This is a genomic window from Variovorax sp. Varisp85 (assembly GCF_047304045.1).
Lineage (GTDB): Bacteria > Pseudomonadota > Gammaproteobacteria > Burkholderiales > Burkholderiaceae_C > Variovorax.
The window spans coordinates 45,202-71,400 of record NZ_JBGLYN010000025.1 but is presented as its reverse complement, the minus strand read 5'-3'; the positions used below and the strand labels follow the sequence as shown (position 1 = coordinate 71,400).

Sequence of the window (26,199 nt, the reverse complement as noted above, 5' to 3'; positions counted from 1 at the left end):
TTTTTCGCTCTCCCCGGGGGCGGGGCGGGGGGGGGGGCCCCCCCGCGACGTTTTCCCGACGGCCTTCGCGGCCGTCTTTTACACACGGGCCTTTCGCGCCGTGTGCCAGTCAGTCAGCGAGGAAGCTTCATGGGCGATGGGTTTGCAGTGCTGGGCGAACGCTCCGTGGCCGAGCACACCGAATGGGTACAGCGGCAGATCCGCGCCAGTCCCCAGAATGCCAGCCTGCGTCTTGCCCTGTGCCACTTTCTCGCCCTGCGCGGCGACTGGCAACGGGCCGAAGACCAGCTCAAGCTCGCCACCAAGCTCGATCCCACTTTCACGCCTGCCAGCGTCACGTGTTCGATGGCGCTTGCGGGTGAGCGCCATCGCAGCGACTTCTGGTCCGGCGGGCGCGCACCGGCCATCGTCTGCGGCAATGCGGACTGGGTCGAACAGCTGATCGCCGCCGCCGCATTGCCGGCCGACCGCGCCGATGAAGCCGCTGCTCTGCGCGAAACCGCGCGGCAGGCCGCGCCCGCATTGCACGGCGCGCTCACCAGCGTCGACCGTTCCGATTCGCGCGCTACCCAAGCGTTCGACGGCGAACCGGTGGAGCGCAGCGACTTCGCCTGGCTGTGCGACGGCGACGTGCGCATCGGCCCGGTGCTGGAGCTGCTCACGCCTTCGGGCTATGCATGGCTGCCCCTGCCCGAGGTGCGCCGCATCAAGTTCTCGCGCCCGCAGCACCTGGTCGACCTGCTGTGGGCCCCCGCCGAGCTCGAACTGCACGACGGCCGCGCGCTCAACGGCCTGGTGCCGGTGCGCTACCCGGGCTCGCTCGAAGGGCTCGACGACGAGACCACGCTGGGCCGCCGCACCGACTGGCTGCCGCTGGCCGGCGAAGATCAGTACGCGGGCCTGGGGCAGCGCACGCTGATCAGCGAAGCCGGCGACCATTCGCTGCTCGACCTGCGGCTCATCGAGTTCGCACGGGAGGCCACCGACGCATGAACGCCATGATGGACACCGACGGCGACCAGCAGGAAAGCGTTGCACGCGACCGCCTGCAGCCGGTGCTGCTCGATCGCCTCACCGACAAGACGCCGCAGACCCGGCAGGAGCGCGCGGGCGCCTTCCTCATGAGCGGCAGGCTGCTGCGCGACTCGGTGCTGCGCGACCTGCAGTGGCTGCTCAACACCACCAACTTCGGCGCGGACCACAACATCAACACCATGCCCCGCGCGCGCCGCTCGGTGCTGAACTTCGGCGTGCGCGGCTGGGCTGGCGGGCGCATGTCGGAGGTCGACTTCGCCGACGTCGAAGCGGCCATCCGATCGGCCATCATCGACTTCGAGCCGCGCATCATGAAGGACAGCATCGACGTGCGCTGCGTGACAGATGCCACCGACCTCGAACACCACAACCTGCTCGCGCTGGAGATTCGCGGCACGCTGTGGTCGGTGCCGTACCCGATCGAGTTCATCCTGCGTTCGGAGCTCGACCTTGAAAGCGGGCACATGGTGCTGCGGCCCACCGGAGGCCTCTGATGGATGCCAGGCTGCTTGACTACTACAACCGCGAACTCACCTACATGCACGAGCTCGGGGCCGAGTTCGCGCAGCGCTACCCGAAGATCGCGGGCCGTCTCGGCATGCGCGGCATCGAGGTCAGCGACCCGTACGTGGAGCGCCTGCTCGAAGGCTTCAGCTTCCTCACGGCGCGCATCCAGCTCAAGATGGACGCGGAATTTCCGCGCTTCTCGCAGCGGCTGCTCGAAGTGGTGTACCCCAACTTCCTTGCGCCGCTGCCCGCGATGGCCGTGGTGCAGATCGACGGCAACCTCAACGAAGGTTCGCTGAAGGCCGGCTACGAGCTGCCGCGCCACACCATCCTGCGCGGACGCATGATCAAGGGCGAACAGACGGCTTGCGAGTTCCGCACCGGCCATGCCGTCACGCTGTGGCCCATCAAGATCGCCGAGGCCGGCATCGGCCCCGTGCCGGCGGAGATCGCGCATGCCATGCCGATGGTCGCGCGGCAGGCGAAGAGCGCGATCACCATCAAGCTCGAAGCCGTGGGCGGCGCACGCTTTGCCGACATGCCGCTGGATCGGCTCGAATTCTTTCTCTCGGGCGCGGAGCTGCATGCGCTGCGCGTGCTCGAACTCGTGGCGCACCACAGCGTTGGCGTGGTTTGCCGCAGCGGGCCGGGCAGCACCGCGCGCATCGTGCCGCTCGGCGACGAGGCCGTCAGGCACGAGGGCTTCGACCCCGACCAGGCGCTGCTGCCCTACGACGCGCGCTCGTTCCAGGGCTACCGGCTGCTGCACGAGTACTTCGCGTTTCCCGACCGCTACCTGTTCTTCAGCGTGAACAAGCTGCGCGCGGCGGCCGCGGCCATGGGCGGCACCACGATGGAGATCGTGATCCTGCTCGATCGCGCCGACGCCGACCTCGAACGGTTGGTCGACGCCAAGCACTTCTCGCTGTTCTGCACGCCCATCATCAACCTCGTGCCGCGCCGCAGCGACCGCATTCCGGTGGGGCCGGGCCAGCATGAGCACCATGCGGTGATCGACCGCACGCGCCCGCGCGACTTCGAGATATTCACCGTCGAACGTGTCACCGGCCACATGGCCAACGGCTCCGAAGAGCGCGAGTTCCGCCCCTTCCTCGGCTCGTTCGCGGCCGACGACGGCGACTTCGGCGCCTACTTCTCGCTGCGCCGCGAACCGCGCCTGGTGTCCGACCGCGCACGCGCGCAGGGCACGCGCACCAGCTACACCGGCAGCGAGGTCTACGTGTCGCTCGTCGACCAGCACGACGCGCCCTTTCCGCACAGCCTGCGCCACATCACGCTCGACGCGCTGTGCACCAACCGCGACCTCCCGCTGCTGCTGCCGACCGGACTCGAATCGGACTTCACGCTGCGTGTGTCGGCGCCGGTGCGCGCCATCCGCATCCTGCGCGGGCCCTCGCGCCCGTACCCCGCATTGGCCGAGGGCGCGCTGACCTGGCGCCTCATCAGCCACCTGGGGCTCAACTACCTGAGCCTCACCGACGTGGATGCGGCGCAGGGCGCAGCCGCGCTGCGCGAGATGCTCGACCTATATGGCAACCTCGCCGACCCCTCTGTGCGCCGCCAGATCCAGGGCGTGCGCTCGATGGCGCTGGCGCCGGTGTTCCGCCGCCTGCCGGAGCCGGGCCCGATCGTGTTCGGGCGCGGCGTGGAGGTGGCACTCAAGATCGACGAGGTCGCCTTCTCCGGCGCGAGCCCTTATCTCTTCGGCGCCGTGCTGGAGCAGTTCTTCAGCCGGCACGTGTCGCTCAATGCCTTCACCGAGTTCGCGCTGTCCAGCCTGCAGCGCGGCGAGATCGCGCGCTGGACGCCGCGCGTGGGACGTCGGCCTGCCGTATGAGCGAAACCGGCTTCACTGAAGGAATGCAGCAGGACGCGCCGGCCGCCAGTGAAGGCGAGGTGGTGCTCGATACGGACGAGATTCGACAACACGACGTCGCGCCGCCCGTGCCCGGCACGGCGCCACGGCGCGGCGTGCCCGAGGTCGATCCGGTGCTCTGGGCCAGGCTGTTGGAGCAGCCCTTCGAGCACGACCTGTTCATGCTGCTGCGCCGCCTCGACGCGCAGGGCGACCATCCGCTGCTGGGCCGGGCACCGCGTCCGCTCGACGAGCCGCTGCGCCTCGGGCAGGAGCCCTCGATGGCGTTCGCGCCGTCGAACGTGTCGGGCGTCGATGTCGACAGCGATGGACCTCCGCGCATTTCGATCTACGGCTTCGGCCTGTTCGGTCCCAACGGCCCGCTGCCGCTGCACCTGACCGAGTACGCGCGCGAGCGCAAGCGGCATCACGCCGACGACACCCTCAGCGCGTTCGCCGACCTGTTCCATCACCGGCTGATCCTGCTGTTCTACCGGGCCTGGGCCGACGCGCAGTCGGTCAACAGCCTGGACCGTCCCGACGGCCATCGCTTCGTCGACTATGTGTCCAGCCTCATGAACATGGGGCAGCCCGGCCTGAAGGAGCGCGACCGCATCGCCGACCATGCGCGCACCTTCATGGCGGGGCACCTCGTGCGCCAGACGCGCAACCCCGAGGGCCTGATCCAGATCCTCAAGCTCTACTTCGACGTGCCCGTGCACGTCGAGGAATTCGTGAGCGACTGGGTGATGCTCGACGAGCACCAGGTCAGCCGGATCGGCCTTTCCGGCCGCAACCAGCGGCTCGGCGGCGGCGCCACCATCGGCCTGGCCGTGCGCGATGCTCAAGCCAAGTTCCGCCTCGAACTCGGGCCGCTCTCGCAGGAAGAGTTCCGCGAGTTCCTGCCGGGCAGCAAGCGGCTGCAGCAGGTGGTCGACTGGGTGCGACAGTACGTCGGCATCGAGTTCGCGTGGGATCTGCGGCTCGTCCTGAAGAAGCAGGACGCGCACGGCATGCGGCTCAACAGCAGCCAGCGTCTCGGCTGGGGCAGCTGGCTCGGCACGCGCATGTCGGACACCGACGCGGGCGACATGGTGTTCCAGCCCGAAGCATTGTTTTCCCGTTCCGCTCCTTCTTCCATGGGTTTATGACCGACATCCGCCGCGTCTCTCTTTTCTCCAAGCTCAACCCGATGCTCTACAAGGCATTGGAGACCGCCACCGCCTTCGCCAAGCTGCGCGGCAACGCCTACGTCGAACTCGTGCACTGGCTGCACCAGATCCTGCAGCTGCAGGACAGCGACATGTTGCGCATCGTCAAGCGCGCGGGGCTGAACCTCGATGCGATCGAACAAGACCTGGTGCGCGCGCTCGACCGGCTGCCGCATGGCGCCACGTCGATCAGCGACATCTCCGAACACGTCGACAACGCCGTCGAGCGCGCATGGGTCTATGCGAGCCTGCGCTTCGAGGCCACCTCCATCCGGGGTGCGTACCTGCTCGCGGGCATCATCAAGACGCCGGGGCTGCGGCAGGTGCTTTCGGGCATCTCGCGCGAGTTCGACAAGATCGTGCCCGACGTGCTGGTGGCGCAGCTCGCTGCGTGGACCGAGGGGTCGCCCGAAGACGACTTCGACGCCGCACCGAGCGCAGGCGCGGCAGGCGGCGCACCCGCGGTGGCGCACCACCAGGGCGATGGCCCCGCGGCAGGCGGCTCTGCACTCGCCAAGTATGCGAGCGACCTCACCGCCAAGGCACGCGCGGGTGAGCTCGATCCGGTCTACGGCCGCGACGACGAGATCCGCCAGATCATCGACATCCTGATGCGCCGCCGGCAGAACAATCCGTTGCTCACCGGCGAGGCCGGCGTCGGCAAGACGGCCGTGGTCGAAGGCCTGGCCTCGCGCCTCGCCGCGGGCGATGTGCCGCCTTCGCTCAAGGACGTGTCGCTGTGGGTGCTGGACCCCACGCTGCTGCAGGCCGGCGCGGGCGTGAAGGGCGAGTTCGAGCAGCGGCTGCGCCAGGTGATCGACGAGGTCGAGAAGAGCCCCAAGCCCATCGTGCTGTTCGTCGACGAGGTGCACACACTGGTCGGCGCCGGTGGCACGGCCGGCACCGGCGACGCGGCCAACCTGCTCAAGCCGGCGCTCGCGCGCGGCCGGCTGCGCACCATCGGCGCGACCACCTGGTCGGAGTACAAGAAGTACATCGAGAAAGATCCGGCGCTCACGCGGCGTTTCCAGACCATCCAGGTGCACGAGCCCACCGAGCCCAAGGCGGTGATCATGCTGCGCGGCATCTCGGCCGAACTGGAGAAGCACCACGGGGTGCTCATCCTCGACGCCGCGCTCGAGGCGGCCGTGAGCCTGTCGCACCGCTACATTCCCGCGCGGCAATTGCCCGACAAGGCCGTGAGCCTGCTCGACACGGCCTGCGCGCGCGTGGCGCTGAGCCAGCATGCGCTGCCCGCCGCCATCGAAGACCTGCAGCGCCGCATCGAGGTGCTGGGCATCGAGTCGGGCATCGCGGGGCGCGAGGCCGCCATCGGCGTGGGCGAGCACCACCGCGTGGAAGACATCGCGGCGCAGGTCGCGCAGGCGCAGGCCGAACTCGAGGTGCTGGAGAAACGGCGCGTGGAAGAAAGCGCGCTGGTCGAGCGCATCGTGGCCTTGCGCAAGCAGCTCTCGCCGGCCGCGGTGCCGCAGGCGCGGGCCGAGGCATCGGACGCGCAGGAAGTGGAAGCTGCGAACGTCGATGCGGACCCCGACGCGCCACCCGCCGAACCCCAGCGCACGACCCAGGAGATTCGCGCCGAACTCAACGAAGCACAGGACAAGCTCGTGCAGCTGCAGGGCGAATCGCCGCTGATCCTCGCGGCCGTCGATGCGCAGGCCATCGCCACCGTGGTGGCCGACTGGACCGGCATCCCCATCGGCCGCATGGTGCGCGACGACGCGCAGTCGGTGCTCAGGCTCGGCGAGATCCTCTCGGCCCGCGTGGTCGCGCAGCCCGACGCGCTGGAGACCATCTCGCGCCGCATCCGCACCGCGCGCGCACGGCTCGACAACCCCAACAAGCCGGTCGGCGTGTTCCTGCTGTGCGGCCCCTCGGGCGTGGGCAAGACCGAGACCGCGCTGGCGCTGTCGGAGGCGCTGTACGGCGGCGAGCAGAACCTCGTCACCATCAACATGAGCGAGTTCCAGGAGTCGCACACCGTCTCCACGCTCAAGGGCGCCCCGCCCGGCTACGTGGGCTATGGCGAAGGCGGCGTGCTCACCGAGGCCGTGCGCCGCCGGCCTTACAGCGTGGTGCTGCTCGACGAGATCGAGAAGGCCCACACCGACGTGCACGAGATCTTCTTCCAGGTGTTCGACAAGGGCTGGATGGAAGACGGCGAAGGCCGCCACATCGACTTCCGCAACACCGTGATCATCATGACCTCCAACGTCGGCACCGACCTGGTCATGCAGCTGTGCGAAGACCCGACCCTGCGCCCCGACCCTGAGCCGCTGGCCACCGCGCTGCGCGAGCCGCTGCTGAAGGTGTTCGCGCCGGCGCTGCTCGGCCGTCTCGTTGTAGTGCCTTATTACCCGTTGCACGCCGAGGCATTGCATCGCATCATCCGCCTCCAGCTCGATCGCATCGCGGCGCGCCTGCAGGCGAACCACGGCATTGCATTGGCTTACGACGACAGCGCCGTCGAACTCGTGGCGCGCCGCTGTACGGCCATAGAGTCGGGTGGACGGATGATCGACGCGATCCTCACGCACACGATCCTTCCGCGATTGAGCGAGGAAGTCATCGGCGCCACGGTCAGTGCGCGCAAGCTCGCCGGCGTGCAGTTGAGCGCGGCGGGCGACGATTTCCACTACGAATTTTCTGAGCACCAAGCGTAGAAAGGGAGAGCTCCATGGCCAGAGTCGTCAAAGCCCACACACCGCTCGCGGAGGACCAGTTGCTGTTCCGCTCGATGCACGGGACCGAGGGCCTCTCGCAGCTGTTCGAATTCGAGGTCGATCTGCTGAGCCCGACCGTGTCGCTCGACATGAAGTCGGTACTGGGCAAGCCGCTCACGCTCGAAATACTGACGGCAGGCCAGCCTCGTTTTCTGAATGGACAGATCGTCCGGTTCACGATGATCGGCAAGGAGGGCGGCGGTTCGCGCTATGTGGTGTACCGCGCCACCGTGCGACCCTGGCTCTGGTACCTGACGCGCACCAGCGACTGCAAGATATTCCAGAACAAATCGGTCGTCGACATCCTCGAGGAAGTTTTCGCCGACTACAACTTCGCGTTCGAGAAGAAGCTCAGCGGAACCTACCGCCAGTGGGAGTACTGCGTGCAGTACCAGGAGACCGACTTCGCCTTCGTGAGCCGGCTGATGGAGCATGAAGGCATCTACTACTACTTCAAGCACGAAAAGAATCAGCACACGCTGGTGCTGGCCGATGACATGGGCGCGCACGAGACCCTGCCGGCCTATCCGAAGATCAGCTACCTCGCGGCCGACCGCGACGCGGACCCGCTGCAGGAGGTGATCGACCAATGGCAGGTCACCGAGGAAATCCGCCCCGGCACCTACGTGGTGGACGACTACGACTTCAAGAAGTCGAGGGCCGATCTGCTGAGCATGCGCAGCCAGCCGCGCGGAAACGCACACGACACCTACGAGATCTACGAGTGGCTCGGGGGTTTCAGCGAGGCCGAGCAGGGCGAGCGCTACTCGCGCATCCGGCTCGAGGAGGCGCAATCGCAGGCCGAGCGCGACGTGGGCCACGCCAGCGTGCGCGGCATGGCGCCGGGCTACCGCTTCACCATGCAGAACTGTCCGCGGCAGGACGACAACCGGGAATACCTGATCGTGTCGGTGTCATATGCGCTGCGCGAAGGCGGCTACGACACCGGTGCGGCCGACAGCTCGTACAGCTTCGATTTCGCGGTGCAGCCGACCTCGTATGCGTTCCGCGCGCCGCGCGTGACGCCGATGCCCCGCACCAACGGACCGCAGACCGCCACCGTGGTGGGTAAGGCGGGGCAGGAGTATTGGGTCGACCAATACGGCCGCGTGAAGGTGCAGTTCCGCTGGGACCGCTACGGCAAGAGCGACGAGAACAGCTCCTGCTGGGTGCGCGTTTCCAGCGCCTGGGCCGGTTCGAACTACGGCGCGGTGAATCATCCGCGCAAGGGCCAGGAAGTGATCGTCGATTTCATCGGCGGGCACCCCGACCGGCCGATCATCATTGGCCGCGTCTACAACTCGGACCAGATGCCGCCGCTCGAGTTGCCTGCGAAGGTCACGGTGAGCGGCTTCGTGAGCCGCAGCCAGGACGGGACGCCGGCAAATGCCAACGAGTTCATCCTGGACGATGCGCCGGGTTCCGAGCTGGTGCGGATTCACGCCGAGAAGAATTTCGAGATCGATGTGGAGGCCGATGAAACCGATACGGTCGCAGGCAAAAGAACCACGACCATCGAAGGCGCGGACAACTACACCACCAACACCTCGCTGGACGAGACGATCAACGGGCCGCACACGCTGACGGTCAACAAGGGCGGGCCGCAGAAGATCACCGTCAACGGCGGCGACCAGTTCATCAAGGTGGATGGGGGCAACCAGCAGGTCGATGTCATCGGGAATCAGACCATCCATGTCACCGGCACGCGCACAGACACGGTCGACAAGGGCGAGACCAAGACCATCGGCGTGTCGTTGACGGAACAGATCAACGGCCCGCAGGGCACCACCGTCGACGGCAAGTACACGGAGAAGTCCAAGGGCAAGGACGTCACCGTGACCGGCCTCGAGACTTACCACGTCACATCGGACAGCAAACGCACCATTGGCGGCACGGAGCTGATCGACGTCACCGGCACGACGACGATCAACTCCAAGGGCAAGCTGACCATGCGCAGCACCGACGCCGATGTGGAGATCACCACCCCGACCGAGTTCAAGGTGAATGCCAACGTCATCAACCTGCATTCGGACCACAAGGACGTGAGCTACACGAACTCGCTGCACACACACGCAGGCAGCACGATCACGACGGAGGCCGAGATTTCGATCACCTCGAAGACGCCCTTCTCGTTTTCCATCGCCTACGCGAATTCCTTCACCTACGCCTCGCTGTCCGAAACCATCAATGCCGTCAGCACCAACATCGGGGGCGCCAGTTTCGACTTCAAGGTGTACAGGCTGTCGAACCGGGCACTCAACTTCGACAACGGTGCCAAGATCAAGGTCGGGGCGTTCAAGGTCATGCTCAAGGGCCTGTTCGTGTGCACATGACCGGCGCATCGCCGTCCCTGCGAATGAAGTGGCTGGGTGCGGTCCTGCTCGCGGTGGGCGCCGTTCCGATGGTGGTGCTCGCCGGCGGCCTGGGCCTGGGCCAGATGGGTGCGTGCATCGGCCTGATGCTGTTGGGGTCCTTCCTGCTGTGCGGTGGATGGGATCTCTTTCAGGTCTCGCGCCGCGAGGCGGCGAGCGAGACGCTCGACGGACGTGCGGACGGCGTGATCGTGGCGAGCGAGATGGGTGGAAGCTATAGCGATCTCAGCCCCCTGATCACGTTCACCGTGGCGTTCCGGGACGCGGCTGGCGTCCGGCACAGCGTGAGCTTGCAGAAGGTCATTCCACTTAGCGAGCTGACCCTGTACGGCATCGGTTGCGCGGTCGAGGTCCGCTATGCGCCGGATCATCCGGCACAGAGCGCCTTGATCTTTCCGGCGACCACCTCCCGTTCGCCCTCTTCTTCCTCTTCCTGAGCGACCCTCGCCGTTGAAAATCGTCAAGCCGTTCCGTCTCAGCCTGCTGACCCGTCCGTACCGGTGGAAGGGCAGCAACCACCTGGGCATTGCCTCGATCGCCCTGGCGAGCCTGAACGCAGACCCGCAGTTGCAGCCGGAGCAGGAGCTCTGGCAGATGGTGAGCGAAGTGCTCGACCCCGGGAGCGTGCTGGACCTCAGCGTGCCCAAGGCCGAGGCCGAGGTGTTGGCCAGCGGCTTCGCCTACACCTGCCATCAGACCGAGAAGTCGCAGTGCGCAGTGCGCCTGCGCGTGGACACGCTCGAGAAAACGCTTCTGGTGTCCGGTGACCGCTACTGGCTCGACGGGCGATCGACGGCTCCCTTGCCCTTCGAGCAGATGCCTCTGGATTGGCGCCACACCTACGGCGGGCCCGGGTTCGCACAGAACCCGCTGGGCATCGGTGCGCAGGATGAGGTTGTCAACGGAGTGCACACGCGTCGGCTCCCCCACATCGAACAGGCTTCCCGTCGCCTCGCCGGCCGCGAGCAGCGTGGCACCCCGGCGGCGCTCTGTGCCTACCTGCCGGACTGGCCGCAGCGCATGGCGCACATGGGCCGCCAGTACGACAACGCGTGGCTGGAAAACGGCTACCCCGGTTTCGCCGACGACATGGACTGGCGCTTCTTCAACGCGGCGCCGGAGGATCAGCGCTGGCCCGGCCGCAGTTCGCTGCCGCCGGGCGCAGCGTACGAACTGTGGAACATGCATCCGCGGATTCCCGTCATGAAGGGGCACCTGCCCGACTGGAACGCGGTCTGCCACGTCAGCTTCTCGGACGACGCCGACATGCTGAGGGCGGTGCCGCTGCACCTGAGCACCGCATGGTTCTTCCCCGACCGCGAACGCGTGATCCTGATTTGGCACGGCTCGACGGTGGTGCGCGAGGACGATGCCGCCGACGTCAAGCACATCATGCCAGTGCTTGAACTGCGGGACGCGCCGCGGCCGCCGGCGCATTACCGCGAGGTTCTTCTCAAGCGGATCGATCCAGAAAAAGGCGCGGTGCATGTACTGCGCGACAGAGACCTCGTTCCCCAGTCGATCCTTGGTGACTGGCGGCAGATGCAGTTGTCCAACCCGATGGCCGAGCCGCTGCCGCGAAACATCCGCGCCGGCCTGCTGCGCGACCACGAGGCACGCCGTGCGGATCTGCTCGCGCGGGGACTCGACCCCGACCAGTACCTGACGGCCCCCTGGGAGCCCGAAGCGACTCCGGACTTCGACGACTTGCCCGAATACCTCGAGCGAGCGGAAGCCTCGGCCATGGAGGCGCGGGACCGGCTGCGGAAGGAGGGCGAGCGGATCGAGGCCGAGCGGGATTCCCTCCCAGTCGAAAGCGCTGCCGGATCGGCGGCGCGCGCACAGCCAGTGGTGCCCGATCCGCAGCAGCTCCAGCAGGAGATGGCAAAGGGCGACCGCTACGACCAGGCAAAACCGGGCACCGGGGATGCCGGGACCCATGGCGTCGAGGAGCCGGACGTCCCGACCGTGCCTGCCGATCCCCTGATGCGTCTCGGATACCTGCACTCCGCGCATCTCGGAGGATCGGCGCCCGCAATGCCAAGCTTCCGAAGCGCCAAGCTTCGCCGTCGGCTCTCGGTGGCCGAACCCGGGCAGCGCGCGTTCGCGCACATGAACCTGATCGGCGCCGATTTGTCCGGCATGGACCTTCGCGGAGCCGATTTCTCGCACGCCATGCTGGCGGATGCGGACCTGACGGGCGCGCAGCTCGACGACTGCAACTTTTCGCAGGCAGTTCTGGCGCGCGCCAACTTCACGGATGCGAGCCTTGCCCGAGCGTGGCTGGACGAGGCAAACATCGGCGGTGCGCGCTTCGATCGCACCAATCTCGAAGGCGCAAGCCTGCGGGAGGCGCATGCCGACGCAGCGCAGTTCGTTGGCTGCCGCATGGCGGGAGTCCGCATGGACCAGGTGCAGTTGCACGAGGCGTCGTTCGCGCGCTGCGACCTCCGCGGTTCGCGCTGGCACCAGGTGGCCCTGCTGCGAATGGCGCTCGAAGACCTGAATCTCGATCAGTCCGAGATGCTGCAGGTGGTCTGGATCGAATGCCAGCTGCGCCGCGTGTCATTTACCGGTGCAAAGCTGACGCGTTGCGGATTCGTGACGACAACGCTCGACAGCTCGGTGAACTTTTCCGATGCGACGCTGGACGCTTGCAGCGTGGCGCTGCGCAGCTCGCTGTCTGGCGTGCGGCTGAATGGCGCGAAGCTCAAGCAATGCGGCATGCGCGGCATGCCATTGGTTGCAGCGGACCTGAGCGCGGCGCACCTCGATGCCTGCGATTTTTCCGAATGCAACTTCAGCGACGCGAAGATGGATGGCCTGTCCGCCGGCGAGAGCCTGTTCGTGCGCGCCGATTTCACCCGCGCCTCCCTGCGCGCGGCCATCCTGATCGATGCGAACCTGTCGAAAGCCGTGCTCACCCATTGCGATCTGCGCGGTGCGAATCTCTTCCGCGCCGATGTCTCGCAGGCCCTCGTCGACGGCACCACGCTGCTGGATGGCGCCTACACCCGGCACGCCAAGGTATGGCCTGCGCGCCCTGCGGACGCACCAGCACCATGACGCGCGACGAACTTCTCGACCATGTGCGGCACGGCGTCCAAGTGCGGAGCGTCGAATGCCGAGGCTGGGACCTTCGCGGCCTCGATCTGTCGGGCGCCCTCTGGGACAACGTCGATTTCACGGGCGCCAACTTCCAGGGCGCGCACCTGGCAGGCAGCGTGATCTCGCATTGCCGGATGGGTGAATGCGACTTCTCCGGCGGCATCGCAGGCAAGGCGCAGTTCTACCGGTGCCGACTGGAGCGCGCCGATTTCTCGCAGGCCACGCTCGAAGAGGCATCGTTCGTCGAATCGCACGTTCAGCAGGCCGATCTGTCCGGCGCCAATCTGGACCGTGCGACCTTCTTCCGCTCGGACCTCACGCAAACCCGGCTCGCCATGCTGCGAATGGATCGGGCCACCGTGGCCGAGTCGAAGCTCGCGCAGACCGATTTCACCGGTGCCGTGCTGAGCTTCGTGACCATGTACAAGCTCGACCTCTCGACGGCGATCTTCGCTGGCATGCAGGCCGACAGCGTGATATTCCTGGAGTGCGACCTGACGCGCCAGGTCTTTGCGGGCCTGACGCTGCAGCGGTGTCAATTCACCGACAGCAGGATGGACGGGGCGGACTTCCGCAACGCCACGTTGACGCAGAGCAATTTCAAGGGCGCGTCGCTGCTCAACGCGGACTTCTCCGGTGCCGCCGCAGCACAGACGATCTTTGCCGAAGCCGATCTGGGCGAGGCGAACTGCAGGGGCGGCCGCTTCGAGCAGTCGATCTGGGTCGACGCGAAGCTGCAGGGCACGGCGTTTGACGATGCCTTTCTGCCGCTGAGCGTGTTCCATCGCGCGCGTGCGAACGGGGCGGTCTTCCGCCGCGCAGAACTGCAAGACGCCGACTTTTCATACGCAGATCTCAGTGGTGCCGACATGAGCGGAGCGCACTTTTTTCGTACGCGCTTTCATCGAGCCATCCAGCAAGGGGCCCGGATTTCCGCACGCGGTGGCATCATTGAAAACGACCCCGAGCTGCACAAGGCGCAGGCCTGGTTCGACTCCCCGTGAACGGCAAAGCCATGCGCCATCGATCAACGCCAAGAAGGGAATCATCATGAATGTCGTTCCGCTCCGCTCGACTCCAGCCGAATCGACGCCGGTCCATTTCATCGGACGGCTGACAGCCTTCATGCCCGACGGGCAGCTGGGGGTCGAAGACGACGAAGGCGTCGTGTGGATGTGCCGGCGGGCAGCGAGCTGCCTGCTCAAACCAGAGCAGGGCGACACGGTGCTGTTGTCCGGGCCGGACCGCTACCGGGTCTACCTGATCGCGGTGATCGAACAGGCAGACCCCGCGACGAGCCGCATCGACGCCCCCGGCGACATCACGCTCGGTGGGGCTGTGGGAATGGTGTCGATCGAGAGCGCGGGCAATCTCAGCCTGCGAAGCGGAGCGACGCTGGAAATGAAAGGCGCGCAATGGACCCTGCAGGCCGACGAGGGCGATTGCCGCGTGGACCAGTTGCATGTCACAGCGCAGTCGGTCGATGCGACGGTGGGTCGGACGCGGCTCGTCGGCAAGGTGCTCGAGACCGTCGCCGAACGCATCGTGCAGATGGCGCGCAACGCCCTGCGCATGGTGGAGGAAGTCGACCAGTCCCGCGTCGGTCATCTGGACTGCAAGGCCACGCAGACGGTGCGCATCCACGGCCAGCACACGATGGTGACCGGCAAGGAACTGGTGAAGGTCGACGCCTCGCAGATCCACATGGGCTGACAAGGAGCTTCAACGATGTTTGCCAACTGCCAATTGATGGGGATGGACCTCGCCTTCCCGGACGTTTGCCGCACGCCGGTGCCCATTCCGTTCCCGAACATGGCCCTCGGGCCGATGGCCGTACCGAACGCCTGGAACATCCTCTTCATGGCGATGCCGGCACACAACATGGCTACGACCACGCCAATCACCCTGGGCGATCAGCCCGGGGCGCTGGGCGGCGTTGTGTCGCAGACCTTCATGCAGCAATCGCGTCACCTTACCGGCGCGTTCACGGTACTGCTCAAGGGCACGCCGGCCACCCGCGTGACCAGCATCACGATGCAGAACCGCTGCAACATGGTCGGCATGCGCATCGTGCCGAGCCAGTTCAAGGTGCTGATGCTGGCGCCCTGAGAAAGCGCGCCGCTTCCCGCGATCGTCAGACGGGCCTGGCCGTGCCCGCCAGCGTCACCTGCTGCGGAAACCCCACCCACACCGCCAGCGCCGAGTAGTTGTCGCGCGACTCATCGGCCTTGGCCTCGGCCGCGCGGCGCAGCAGCGCGAGCCACTCTTCAGCGCTGTCGGCCAGTTGCAATGAACGTTCCATCACCTGCTGTGAAATGAGCTGCCACAAGCCGTCGGTGCACAGCAAAAAAGCATCGCCATCGGCCAGGCGCTGCGGCGTCGACACGGTGGTTTCCACCGCGGCCCTGGCGCCGAGCGCGCGGTACAGCAGGTTGGTCTTGACCAGGCGTTCTCCGCCATTGGTACCGTTGCCCAGTGCCGCTTCGCCCGAGCGCTCCGACAGGCTGTGGTCTTCGGTGCGCTGCATCAGCGCGCCGCGGCGGAACCAGTAGAGACGGCTGTCGCCCACGTGAGCCCAGCAGGCCTGGCCGCTGGTGCGGTCGACGAACAGCGAGACGATGGTCGCGCTCATCCTGCTCTGGTCGGCGAGTTCCCGCTGTTTGGCAAGGATGGCGTCGTTGGCGGCCTTCACGGCGTGCTGGATGTCCTCTTGCTCCACCGACGGGTTGCGCACGAAGGTGTTGAGCGCGGTGTCGACCGCAATGCGTGCGGCCAGTTCGCCGCCCGCGTTGCCGCCGACGCCGTCGCTGACGACGAAGCAGGCGTTGTATTCGTCGAGGTGGTAGCCGATGGCGTCCTGGTTGCCGCTGCGCTCGCCGACACAGGAGAACTGCGAGGTCGATATCGGCACCGCGAAAGCGCGGGTGAGTTCAAGCACGGCGCGCCTCCTTCAATCTTTCCATTTCCTTGTCGTAGGCCTGCTGGAAGGCCCGGCCGAAGACGGCCTGGAAGTCGTCCTCGACGGCCGCGGTGGTCTCGGTGTGCAGCTGCTGCAGTTCGCGCCACAGGCGCGCCTCGCGGCCACCGGGCAGCAGCTTCTCGCCCAGGCCTCCGTCGTGCGGCGTGGCGCTGTTCAGTGCCGCGGGATCGAAGCGCTTCAACAGCGTGAGCAGCGCGGCGCGCATGCCGGCAACCATGCCGAGCTGGTGCGACTGCAGGTCGCCGAGCGCATCGTGCACGGCCGCTTCGGGCGGCAGGAAGCCGGGCATGCGCGCGCCGAACATCTGCATCAGCACGGCGCGGCCGTTGGGCAGGATCTTGAACGGGTTGTTCTCCTCGTCCACGATCATCGTGATCTCGGCGCGCACCTCGCGCTTGAGCATGGCGCGCGAGGACAGCAGGTCGATGGTGCCGTCGGTGAAGGCCCGCATGATGCGGCCCAGCCGCTGCATGGCCTCGATGTCGAGCGGCTGCTGGCCGGCGACCTCGGGCACGCCGGCGCCTTCGAGGAAAGCCTTGAAGAGGGCTTCCGATGTGGACGACGGCAGTGCAGCAGGTGCAGGCGCTGCGGGCCGCGTAGCGGTGACGGGCGCAAGCGCCGGCTCGACGGTCACGGGGGCGGCCACGACAGGCGGCGCTGCGGGCGGGCTTTCTTGCACCACGGGCGCCGGTGCGGGAGGCGGCGGCGGAGGAGGTGCTTCCACCCTCGCCGGTTCGACGGCGGGCGCAGGCGCAGGGGCGGGCACTGGCGATGCCACCGGATTCGGCGGACGAAACTGCGCCGCCACTTCGCGCGCATGGTTCGACTGGCTGTACCCCTGCACGGCAGGCCTGTTGTTCTGCAGCAGGTCGAGCGCGGGGTGCGTGTCGCCCGGCAGCAGCGGATCGGTGTGCGCCAGCGCGGTGGGGCGCGGGTCGGTCAGCGGCGAGTGCGCGCTTTCGTCGGCCGCGAAGAAAGAGAGCGGATCGACGCCGCGCTTGAGCGCCATGTCCGACATGTCGTTGGCCGCGTCCGGGTTCAGTTCCGCGAGCGGATCGACCGGGTTGCGGCGCGCCTGCGACGGCAGCTCGAAGGGTTCGTGCGCCATCGGGTCGGGCATCGGCGCGGGCGTGCTGTCGATGCGGCGCGGCGCGTTGGCGAGGATGGCGTCCCAGTCCGCGGCGGAAGGAATCTGCGCCGGGGCAAGGCTCGGGCCTGTCTTTGGCGGGGGTGGCGGTGACGGCGGTGCCGATGGCTGCAGGGGCGCCGCGAAAGATTCGCTGGGCGCCGGCGCCGCCACGGGTGCTGGAGCCGGAGGGGGGGCCTGCCGCGGCGGCGTTGGCATCGCCACCGTGGGCTGCGTATCGCCGATGGGCAGCGCGCCTTCGCCGAACAGATCGGCGAACACGTCGAATGCGCCGGAGGACGGCAGCAGCGCATCGACGGGGCCCGCCGACACGGGCGCGGCCATCATCGGTGCCGCCATCGAAAGCGGCTGCAACGGCTGCACTGGAGAAGCCGGCGGCTGTACCGGTGCTGCCGCCGTCACGGGCGGCGCAACTGGCGGCGCACGCAGCGGGCTCGCGGCCTCCAGCACATAGCTGCCGATCGCCACGCGGTCGCCATCGGCCACGCGTGCTTCCTGCTCATGCGCAAGCGAGCGCCCGTTCACGCTGATCGGCAGCACGGCACTCATGTTGCGCAGCACCGCAACGCCGTCGTCGTCGAAGCGCACTGTGGCCTGCAGGCGTGAGATCTGGCGCTGTTCATCGGGCAGCACGAGGTGGTTGTCGGGGCTGCGTCCGATCGTTCCGCCGGGTGCCGCGAGCAATGCCGAGGGCCCCGCGGCCACCGGCCTGCCCGCATGTTCGATCACTGTCCAGAGCATGGCTTCTCCGTGTTCGTCTTCCCGCGCTTCGGCAACAGCGGCGACTGCAGGGCCGCGGTGTTCTTCATCAGCGCTTCATTCGCTTGGCGGCCTCGAACGCAGGCCCCCACACCGGATGCTTGCGCTCCGCCACGTTGAGCTCGAAGCTCGGGAACGCATCGAGGATCTTGCGGAACTGCGTGCGGCATTCGGGCACCTGGTTTGCCACACAGTAGCTGAAGGCTTCGAGCTTCATCGCATCGAGCCGCGTAGCGGGCTCGGCGGCGTCGAACACCGACACGCCGCCGCTCTTGAGCGTGTTGACGGCCTTGGCATAGTCGCCGTCGTCATACGCCTGCTGCGCGCGTTCGAGCGTGGTGCGTGCCACCTGCTGGCTCAGCCGTTCGGGTTGCGGTGCGGGATCGGGCGGTGGTGTGGTCGTGCAACCCGCGATCACCAAAAGAGCGAGCGCCAGAGCAGGCAGACATGACTTCAATCTTCTCTCCTACCTTGCAAAAGGCAATCCTTGAGTAGTGTGCCGCTGTGTTGCGACATGCACGCGACGCGCCATCGTAAGGGCGCACGACTTCGATAATATAGGCCGCGAACCCCCGGGGAGAATTCAATGCATCGACGAAGCTTGCTACAAGGCGCACTTGCAACCACACCGTTGTTTGCGGGCCTCATCAGTGGATGCGCATCGACGGCCAAGTCCATGCCCACGCCCTATGCCATCACCGTGAAGATCGACGATGGCGTCAACCCCGACGGACGCGGCCAGGCCGCGCCGATCCTCGTCAAAGTCTTCGAACTGAAATCTTCCGGCAACTTCGAGACGGCAGACTACTTTGCACTACAGGACCGTGACCGCGAGACGCTCATGACCGAGCTCGTGAACGCCGACCAGGCCATCATGCGCAGCGGCGAAGAGCGCGTGTTCAAGCGCGAGGCGGGACTCGACTCGCGCGCCATCGGCATCATCGCGGGCTACCGCAAGCTGGAAGCCGCGCGCTGGCGCATCGTGCTGCCATTGAAGGAACCGAAGCAGACCAACCTGTACAAGGTGTGGCAGTTCTCGCCGAGCGAGCAGGCCGTGCATGTCGCCATCCGCAAGACGGGCATCGAGTTGCTACCAAGTCGTTAATTTCTTCTCAAAAATTTGATTCACTAGTACGAAAGTGCGAAAAATTAGCTAGCGAATTGCGGTGCAAAACGTAAGACGCGCCGTGTAGCATCAAGAGCAAAACAAGTGGACCGGGAGGCCGCTCCTCAGCGCATCTTCCGCTTCGACGTGAGCACTCCCCAGGAGGTCTTTTGGTGACAGTTCGCAATCCGGGCGCCGCAAAGAACGGCGCCCTTCCGCAGGCGTTGGCGAATCGCGTGGTGTGGTCCGAAGGGATGTACCTTCGGCCGCAGCATTTCCAGCAAATGGAACGCTATGTCGAGCAGTACGTGACCCGGCGTACCGCAGGCCTGCAAGGCGCCTATTGGGGTTGGCTGCATCTCGAGATCGACCGCGACGCGTACGCACTGGGCCGCGTGTCGCTGCTCGGCGGTGCGGGCGTGATGCCGGATGGCACGCCGTTTTCGTTCGGCGCCGAAGACGCGCCCCTGCCTTACGAAGTACCGAACGACCTCACCGACGAACTCATCGTGCTCGCGCTGCCGCTGCGCAGGCCGGGCAGCGAGGAGGTCATCTTCTCGGAAGACGAAGGCTCGGCCGCGCGCTTCGGGGTGATCGAGCGCGAGGTGAACGACGGCAATGCCGTTGCGCTCGGTCCTGCCGTGCTGCAGCTCGCTTCGCCGCGCCTGCGCCTGGCGCGCGCTTCTTCGCTCACCGCGGAGTGGCAGGCCATCGGTGCGGTGCGCGTGATCGAGCGGCGCACCGACCACAAGCTGGTGGTCGATGCCAACTACATTCCGCCGGTGCTCGATGCCTCGGCGCACGGGATGCTGCGCAGCATGATCGCGGAGCTGCACGGGCTGCTCACGCAGCGCTCCGAGGCACTGGCCTCGCGGCTGTCGCAGCCGGGGCGCGGCGGCGTGAGCGAGGTCTCCGACTTCCTGCTGCTCGAACTGGTCAATCGCTACCTTGCACTCACGTGGCACGCGCAGCAGGCGGTGCAGGTGCATCCCGAGGAGCTGTTCGTCGACTGGCTCAAGCTCGCTTGCCACCTGGCCACGCACACCTCGCCCACGCGCCGTCCGGTGCTGTGGCCGGTGTACGACCACGACAACCTCAACGATTGCATCCGCCCCTTGCTGGAAGAGCTGCGGCGTTCGCTGTCGGCGGTGCTCGAGCAGAGCGCGATCGCCATCGAACTCGAAGAGCGCAGCCACGGCGTGCGCGTGGGCCGCATGCCCGATCCGGTGCTGGTGCGCAACGCGGGCTTCGTGCTCGCGGTGCATGCCGACCTGCCGGCCGATGCCATCCAGCAGCGCTTCCCCACGCAGGTGAAGATCGGCTCGGTCGAGCGCATCCGCGACCTCGTGCAACTGCAGCTGCCGGGCGTGGTGGTACGGCCGCTGCCGGTGGCGCCGCGGCAGATTCCGTACAACGCGGGCTACCACTATTTCGAACTCGACAAGAGCGGCGACATGTGGCGACAGCTCGAAAAGTCCGGCGGCGTGGCGATGCACCTGGCCGGTGACTTTCCCGGCCTGGCCATGGAGTTCTGGGCCATCCGTCCGTGAGGGAGTCTATGAACGGTGTCAACGACATGGCCGTCGGCCCGGGCGGCTTCGTGCCGCCGAACCCCGGCGGCGGCAACGCCAGCGGCGATGCAGGCGGCATGCCGTCCGCCTCGCGTGCCGGCGGTATCGGTGGCCTCGGCGCCCAGCCGGAGTCCTTCACCGCGTGGCACGACTCGCGGCGCCCGCATGCGGGCGACACGGCGCTCGCGGGCAACAACCCGCTCGTGGCCGCGGCCAATCCGCTGCTCGACCTGATCCCGCAGATCCGTGCCACCGGCCACCATGCCGCGCCCTCGCAGCTGCGCGAACACCTCGTCGATGAGGTGCGCCGCTTCGAGACGCGCGCGCAGCAGGCGGGCATTTCTCCCGAAGTGATCATCGGCGCGCGCTACTGCCTGTGCACGGCGGTCGACGAGGCCGCCGCGCTCACGCCGTGGGGCGGCAGCATCTGGTCGTCGCAGAGCCTGCTCGTGATGTTCCACAACGAGACCTGGGGCGGCGAGAAGTTCTTCCAGCTGCTGTCGCGCCTGGTGCAGAACCCGCAGCAGCACCTGCACCTGATCGAGCTCATCTACTTCTGCCTGGCGATGGGCTTCGAGGGGCGCTTTCGCGTCATCGACAACGGCCGCACGCAGCTCGAGACGCTCAAGCAGCGGCTGCTGCAGATCATCCGGCAGACGCGCGGCGAAATCGCCGTGCCGCTGTCGCCGCACTGGCAGGACGCGAGTGCGCCCGTGCGGCGCGCGCGCAACTGGCTGCCGGTGTGGGCGGTGGGCGCGGTGGCGGCGGTGTTGCTGGTGCTCGTGTTCGCGCTGCTTACCTTCAACCTGGCGGGCCATTCCGACGGCGCCTTCGCGGCCGTCAATGCAGTGCGCCTGCCGCAAACGGAGCGCGCCGTCGTCTTGCCAGCGCCGACGCCGCGGCTGCAGCGCTTTCTCGAGCCCGAGATCCGCGACGGCCTGCTGACCGTGCGCGACGAGGCCGATCGCAGCGTGGTGGTGCTGCGCGGCGACGGCCTGTTCGCCTCGGGCTCCGACCGCGTGCTCGACCGCTATGTGCCGGTGCTCGCGCGCGTGGCCGATGCGCTCAATGCCGTGGAAGGCAACGTGCTGGTCAGCGGCTTCAGCGACGACCAGCCGATCCGCAGCGTGCGCTTTCCCTCCAACTGGCAGCTCTCGCAGGCCCGCGCCGACGCGGTGCAGAAGATGATCGCCACCCGCCTCGCGCGGCCCCAGCGCCTGCGCGCCGAAGGCCGCGGCGATGCCGACCCGATCGTGCCCAATGATTCCGCCGCCAACCGCGCGCGCAACCGGCGCGTCGAGGTGACGCTGCTGGTGGCGCCCGTTGCCGGTGTGCCAGCAACCTCCGCGCCGCTTGTGGCGCCCACTCCCGCTCCGCAGCCCGGAGGCTCTCGCTGATGCTGCGCGCCATCTTCCGTTTTCTCATCAGCCGCGACCTGTGGGTCTTCCTGGGCCTGGTCGCACTCGCCTTCCTGATCTGGATCATCGGCCCGGCCATCGCGGTGGGCCGCTATCGTCCGCTCGAGGACGAGATCGTGCGCATCGCGGTCATCGTGCTGATGTTCGCGATCTGGCTCGTGCGCGTCATCTACCGCAAGTGGCGCGAACGCCGCCTCAATGCGCAGCTGCTCAACCAGCTGCGCACGCCTTCCAAGAAGGAGAAGGAGGCCAAACCCGAGGACGCGCCCGAGATCAAGGAGCTGCAGAGCGGCTTCACCGACGCCACGGCCATCCTGAAGAACATGCGCTTCGGCCAGGATGCCGACGGCAAGCCTGCGAGCCGCTTCTCGCTGTTCGACCGGCAGTACCTGTACCAGCTGCCCTGGTACATCTTCATCGGCGCGCCGGGCTCGGGCAAGACCACCGCGCTGGTCAATTCCGACCTCGACTTTCCGCTGGCCGACCAGCTCGGCAAGGCGGCCGTGCGCGGCATCGGCGGCACGCGCAACTGCGACTGGTGGTTCACCAACGAGGCGGTGCTGATCGACACGGCCGGGCGCTACACCACGCACGAGAGCAACCGCGAGACCGACGAGGGCGAGTGGAAGGGCTTCATCGAGCTGCTCAAGAAGTTCCGCCCGCGCCAGCCGATCAACGGCGCGATCCTCACCATCAGCATCGCCGACCTGCCGCTGGCCGACGACGCCCAGCGCGCGCGCCACGCCATGGCGCTGCGCAAGCGGCTGCTGGAGCTGCGCAACGACCTGGGCATCGATTTCCCGGTGTACGTGCTGGTCACCAAGACCGACCTGCTGGCCGGCTTCAACGAGTACTTCGGCTCGCTGGGCCGTGCCGAGCGGCAGCAGGTGTGGGGCTTTACCTTCCCCATCCAGGGCAACCCGGCGAACGCGAAGGCCGTCAAGGGCAAGGGCGCGGCCCCGGTGAGCGGCGACCTGCGCGAGCGCTTCCACCAGGAATACAAGCTGCTGCACCAGCGCCTGGACGAACGCCTGCCCGAACTGCTGGCGGCCGAGTCCGACCCGATGCGCCGCGCGCAGGCCTACCTGCTGCCGCAGCAGTTCGCGAGCTTCGAGGACATCCTCGGCACCTTCCTGGCCGACGTGTTCAATCCGTCGAAGTTCGAAGCCGCGTCGATGCTGCGCGGCGTGTACTTCACCAGCGGCACGCAGGAAGGCACGGCCTTCGACCGCGTGATGGGCGCCATCAAGCGCTACCTGCAGGTCAACGCGCCGCCGGCGCCGCCGCCGGGCCCGGGCAAGAGCTACTTCCTGAAGGAGCTGCTGCAGCAGGTGATCTTCCGCGACGCGGGCGTGGCCGGCACCAACCTGAGCTGGTACCGGCGCAAGCGGGCCATCGACATCGCGGGCTACTGCGCCATCGGCGTGCTGCTGGTGCTGTTCCTGGGGGCCTGCGTGAACAGCTGGCGCAACAACAAGGACTACGTGGCCGAGGTCGACACCAACGCCAAGGCCTTCAACAAGGCGGCCGCGCGCGGCGAGCTGCCGACGGTGGTCGACTCGAGCGGCGACATCGCGAGCTCGCTGCTCGTCCTCGACAAGCTGCGCGATCTGCCGAAGTCCAGCCACTTCGACATCGGCGATCCGCCCACGTCCTACCGCTTCGGCCTCTACCAGGGCGAGAAGCTGCAGGCCGCGACCGACGGCGTGTACCAGCGCGCGCTGGAGACAGTGCTGCTGCCGCAGGCCGCGCAGCGCGTGGAGCAGTCGCTGCGCGAGGCCGCGAAGATCGACGCCGAGTACAGCTATGAAGCGCTCAAGGCGTACCTCATGCTGTACGACCCCGAGCGCTACGACGCCGACTTCCTGCAGGCCTGGCTGCTCACCGACGTGGACCGCAAGATCGGCGCCTCGCTCACGCGCGAGCAGCGCGCCAACCTCGAATCGCACCTGAAAGCGCTGTTCTCGGGACGCGTGGTGACCTCGCCCTTCGCCAAGGACGACAGGCTCATCACGCAGACCCGCGAGCGCCTGGCCGGCGTGCCGCTGGCGCAGCGCTCTTATGCGCGGCTGCGCCGCATCCTGCTGCAGACCAGCCCGCCCAATGCCTTCACCATCGCCGAGGCGGGCGGGGCCGAGTCGGCACTGATCATCCGCCGTGCCAGCGGCAAGCCGCTGACCGATGGCATTCCCACGCTGTTCACCTACCGCGGCTACTGGGACATCTTCGACAAGCGCATCGCCGAGACCACGCTGTCGCTCGAGCAGGAAGACCGCTGGGTGCTGCAGATCCGCGCGCCCGGCATCACCGACATCACCTCGCGCGAGCTGCTGCTGCGCGAAGTGCGGCGGCTCTACCTCACCGACTACATCAAGGTGTGGGACGACTACCTCGTCGACATCCGCCTGGCCGACAGCCGCTCGCTGTTGCAGAGCATCCAGATGACGCGCGTGCTCTCCACAGCCGAGTCGCCGATGTCGCGGCTGATCCGCGGCGCCGCACGAGAGACCGACCTGCTGCGCAACCACGACGAGGCCGCGCGCAGCCTGCTCGACCAGGCGCAGAACCGCGTGCAGAGCACGCGCGAGCGCATCGAGCAGCTCATCGGCCAGCCCGACGGCAGCCAGCGCCGCAATACGCGCGTGGACCGGCCCGAATCGCTGGTGGACAACCACTTCGAGCCGCTGCGCCGCATGGTGACCGCGCCCAAGCAGGGCGGCCAGGCGCCCATCGACGCGACGGCCGCGCTCATCAACGAGCTCTACAACTTCCTCACTGCCACCGACACCGCGCTGCGCAGCGGCAACATCCCGCCGACCAGCGATTCGGTCACCAAGGTGCAGGCCGAGGCCGGGCGCCTGCCGGTGCCGTTCCAGGGGATGCTGAATGATCTGTCGGCCACGGCGTCGTCGAAGGCGGCGGCGGTGACGCGGCAGAACATCGGACAGAGCGCGGCGGCGAGCATCGGCTCGTTCTGCAACCAGGCGATCGCGGGGCGCTATCCGTTCACGCGTGGGTCGAACCGCGACGTGGCCTCGGGCGACTTCGCGCAGCTGTTCGCGCCGGGCGGGATGATGGACGACTTCTTCCAGAAGAACCTCGTCACGCAGGTCGACACCTCGGTCAACCCGTGGGCCTTCAAGCGCGGCGTGGACGGCAGCGCGGCGGGGCGCTCGGCGTACCTCGATTCATTCCAGAAGGCGCAGGCCATCCGCGACGTGTTCTTCTCGGGCATGGCGGGCGGGCGCACGCCCTCGTTCACCATCGACATCCGGCCCGAGGACATGGATGCGTCGCTCACGCAGTTCACGCTCGACATCGACGGGCAGACGGTGCGCTACGCGCATGGCCCGCAGGCGCCGAGCACCGTCAAGTGGCCCGGCCCGCGCAACAGCAACCAGGTGCGCCTCCAGGTCACCACCGCCAACGGCACGCCGGCCGGTGGCATCGTGACCGAAGGGCCGTGGGCGCTGCACCGGCTGTTCGACAAGGCCTCGATCTCCGCGGGCAGCTCGCCCGAATCGTTCAATGCGAGCTTCGACCTGCAGGGCAAGAAGGTGGTGCTCGCGGTCACGGCCAACAGCGTCTACAACCCGCTGCGGTTGTCGCAGATGAACAGCTTCTCCTGCCCCGGGAAGTCCTGATATGAACAGCAGCATTCCCCCGCAGGCCTGGGTGCCCGTCGACGAGCAGATCGGCTGGTACGGCAAGCTGCCCGCTGCCGGCGACTTTCTCTACCGCCGCATGCCGCGCGAGCTGCAGGCCTGGTGGGACCGCTGGATGCAGAACGGCCTGGGCAGCTTCAAGCGCTGGCCCGATGCGATGACGCAGCACTACGCGGTGGCTCCGGTGTGGAACTTCGCCATTCCCGCCACGCAGGGCGTCGACGCCGTGCAGTTCGGCTGCATCGCGCCGAGCTGCGACCGCGTGGGCCGCTACTACCCCGTCTGCATCACGCTGCAGGTGGCCGCGCGCAACTATCGCCCGTCGGTGCTCGAAGGCTCGGCCGAGTGGTACTGGCAGTGCGGCAGCGCGCTGCTGCAGGCCATCCGCCACGGCGTGGCGCCCGACCAGTTCGACAGCCAGGTGCTGGCCGCGGGCCGCGCCGGCTTCCAGACCGCCAGCGGCGGTTCGGACGACATCCTCTCGATCCTCGGGCCGACGGCAGGCGGCGCGGGTGCGCAGCAGCGCCTGGGCTGGCCCGAGCTTCCACTGTGTTTCGACCCCTTCGGCAGCACCAGCTACTGGTGGACCAACCAGGCCGATGGATCGCCGCTGCGCACCGCCGCCCACGGCGGCGGCCTCAACACACCATTGTTTTCCAAGTTGTTTTCGCAGGGACACGTGCCATGGGCATGAAGCACCA

19 protein-coding genes are annotated in these 26,199 nt (G+C 67.4%); 16 read left to right on the top strand and 3 right to left on the bottom strand.

Annotation, left to right across the window (positions count from 1 at the left end; translation table 11 throughout):
* Positions 1 to 129 precede the first annotated feature (129 nt).
* Genes ACCC97_RS12615 through ACCC97_RS12565 form a run of 11 tightly spaced genes read left to right on the top strand, consistent with a single transcriptional unit; the run spans position 130 to position 14,962 of the window.
* Positions 130 to 993: a type VI secretion system accessory protein TagJ gene (locus ACCC97_RS12615; protein ID WP_413314901.1), complete on the top strand. Its 864-nt coding sequence runs from the start codon at positions 130 to 132 to the stop codon at positions 991 to 993.
* A gap of 8 nt (positions 994 to 1,001) precedes the next feature.
* Positions 1,002 to 1,529 carry a type VI secretion system baseplate subunit TssE gene (tssE, locus tag ACCC97_RS12610; RefSeq protein WP_042673168.1) on the top strand — a complete coding sequence of 176 codons (528 nt, stop codon included), beginning with the start codon at positions 1,002 to 1,004 and terminating at the stop codon, positions 1,527 to 1,529.
* Positions 1,529 to 3,400, top strand: a complete 1,872-nt coding sequence (gene tssF / locus ACCC97_RS12605) for a type VI secretion system baseplate subunit TssF (RefSeq protein WP_007831843.1) — start codon at positions 1,529 to 1,531, stop codon at positions 3,398 to 3,400. Before tssE ends, tssF begins: the two co-directional genes overlap by 1 nt.
* Positions 3,397 to 4,569 carry a type VI secretion system baseplate subunit TssG gene (gene tssG / locus ACCC97_RS12600; RefSeq protein WP_007831838.1) on the top strand — a complete coding sequence of 391 codons (1,173 nt, stop codon included), beginning with the start codon at positions 3,397 to 3,399 and terminating at the stop codon, positions 4,567 to 4,569. Before tssF ends, tssG begins: the two co-directional genes overlap by 4 nt.
* Positions 4,566 to 7,313, top strand: coding sequence for a type VI secretion system ATPase TssH (gene tssH / locus ACCC97_RS12595; RefSeq protein ID WP_413333087.1), 2,748 nt, complete (start codon positions 4,566 to 4,568; stop codon positions 7,311 to 7,313). The genes tssG and tssH overlap by 4 nt, the downstream gene beginning before the upstream one ends.
* Before the next feature lie 14 nt (positions 7,314 to 7,327).
* Complete coding sequence (locus ACCC97_RS12590; protein WP_413333085.1) at positions 7,328 to 9,706, top strand: type VI secretion system Vgr family protein; 2,379 nt, start codon at positions 7,328 to 7,330, stop codon at positions 9,704 to 9,706.
* Entirely contained in the window at positions 9,703 to 10,182 is a 480-nt protein-coding gene (locus ACCC97_RS12585) for a DUF3592 domain-containing protein (RefSeq protein ID WP_413333083.1), read from the top strand. The genes ACCC97_RS12590 and ACCC97_RS12585 overlap by 4 nt, the downstream gene beginning before the upstream one ends.
* Positions 10,183 to 10,195: 13 nt before the next feature.
* Positions 10,196 to 12,811: a DUF2169 domain-containing protein gene (locus tag ACCC97_RS12580; RefSeq protein WP_413333081.1), complete on the top strand. Its 2,616-nt coding sequence runs from the start codon at positions 10,196 to 10,198 to the stop codon at positions 12,809 to 12,811.
* Positions 12,808 to 13,857 carry a pentapeptide repeat-containing protein gene (locus ACCC97_RS12575; RefSeq protein WP_413333079.1) on the top strand — a complete coding sequence of 350 codons (1,050 nt, stop codon included), beginning with the start codon at positions 12,808 to 12,810 and terminating at the stop codon, positions 13,855 to 13,857. Before ACCC97_RS12580 ends, ACCC97_RS12575 begins: the two co-directional genes overlap by 4 nt.
* Before the next feature lie 46 nt (positions 13,858 to 13,903).
* Positions 13,904 to 14,566, top strand: coding sequence for a DUF3540 domain-containing protein (locus ACCC97_RS12570; RefSeq protein ID WP_413314910.1), 663 nt, complete (start codon positions 13,904 to 13,906; stop codon positions 14,564 to 14,566).
* 15 nt (positions 14,567 to 14,581) lie between these two features.
* Entirely contained in the window at positions 14,582 to 14,962 is a 381-nt protein-coding gene (locus ACCC97_RS12565) for a DUF4150 domain-containing protein (protein ID WP_413314911.1), read from the top strand.
* A gap of 25 nt (positions 14,963 to 14,987) precedes the next feature.
* Here the strand turns inward: ACCC97_RS12565 and ACCC97_RS12560 are convergent, their stop codons facing one another.
* From ACCC97_RS12560 to ACCC97_RS12550, 3 genes are all read right to left on the bottom strand, one after another.
* Positions 14,988 to 15,791 (bottom strand): PP2C family protein-serine/threonine phosphatase, encoded by an 804-nt coding sequence (locus tag ACCC97_RS12560; RefSeq protein ID WP_413333077.1) that lies wholly within the window; start codon positions 15,789 to 15,791, stop codon positions 14,988 to 14,990.
* Complete coding sequence (gene tagH / locus ACCC97_RS12555) at positions 15,784 to 17,721, bottom strand: type VI secretion system-associated FHA domain protein TagH (protein WP_413333075.1); 1,938 nt, start codon at positions 17,719 to 17,721, stop codon at positions 15,784 to 15,786. Before tagH ends, ACCC97_RS12560 begins: the two co-directional genes overlap by 8 nt.
* A 67-nt stretch (positions 17,722 to 17,788) precedes the next feature.
* Positions 17,789 to 18,196: a TssQ family T6SS-associated lipoprotein gene (locus ACCC97_RS12550; protein ID WP_007831825.1), complete on the bottom strand. Its 408-nt coding sequence runs from the start codon at positions 18,194 to 18,196 to the stop codon at positions 17,789 to 17,791.
* A 129-nt stretch (positions 18,197 to 18,325) separates the two neighbouring features.
* Between ACCC97_RS12550 and tssJ the strand changes: the two genes are divergently transcribed.
* The 5 genes from tssJ (at position 18,326) to tagF (ending at position 26,192) form a co-directional block, all read left to right on the top strand.
* Positions 18,326 to 18,844, top strand: coding sequence for a type VI secretion system lipoprotein TssJ (gene tssJ, locus ACCC97_RS12545; RefSeq protein ID WP_042673165.1), 519 nt, complete (start codon positions 18,326 to 18,328; stop codon positions 18,842 to 18,844).
* Positions 18,845 to 19,098: 254 nt separating this feature from the next.
* Positions 19,099 to 20,394 (top strand): type VI secretion system baseplate subunit TssK, encoded by a 1,296-nt coding sequence (gene tssK, locus ACCC97_RS12540; RefSeq protein WP_237726069.1) that lies wholly within the window; start codon positions 19,099 to 19,101, stop codon positions 20,392 to 20,394.
* Between the two features lie 8 nt (positions 20,395 to 20,402).
* The gene (locus tag ACCC97_RS12535; protein ID WP_413314915.1) at positions 20,403 to 21,812 is read left to right on the top strand and encodes a DotU family type VI secretion system protein; all 1,410 of its coding nucleotides are present in this window, start codon (positions 20,403 to 20,405) and stop codon (positions 21,810 to 21,812) included.
* Positions 21,812 to 25,477: a type VI secretion system membrane subunit TssM gene (tssM, locus tag ACCC97_RS12530; protein ID WP_413333073.1), complete on the top strand. Its 3,666-nt coding sequence runs from the start codon at positions 21,812 to 21,814 to the stop codon at positions 25,475 to 25,477. Before ACCC97_RS12535 ends, tssM begins: the two co-directional genes overlap by 1 nt.
* 1 nt (position 25,478) lies before the next feature.
* Positions 25,479 to 26,192, top strand: a complete 714-nt coding sequence (tagF, locus tag ACCC97_RS12525; RefSeq protein ID WP_007831816.1) for a type VI secretion system-associated protein TagF — start codon at positions 25,479 to 25,481, stop codon at positions 26,190 to 26,192.
* Positions 26,193 to 26,199 lie beyond the last annotated feature (7 nt).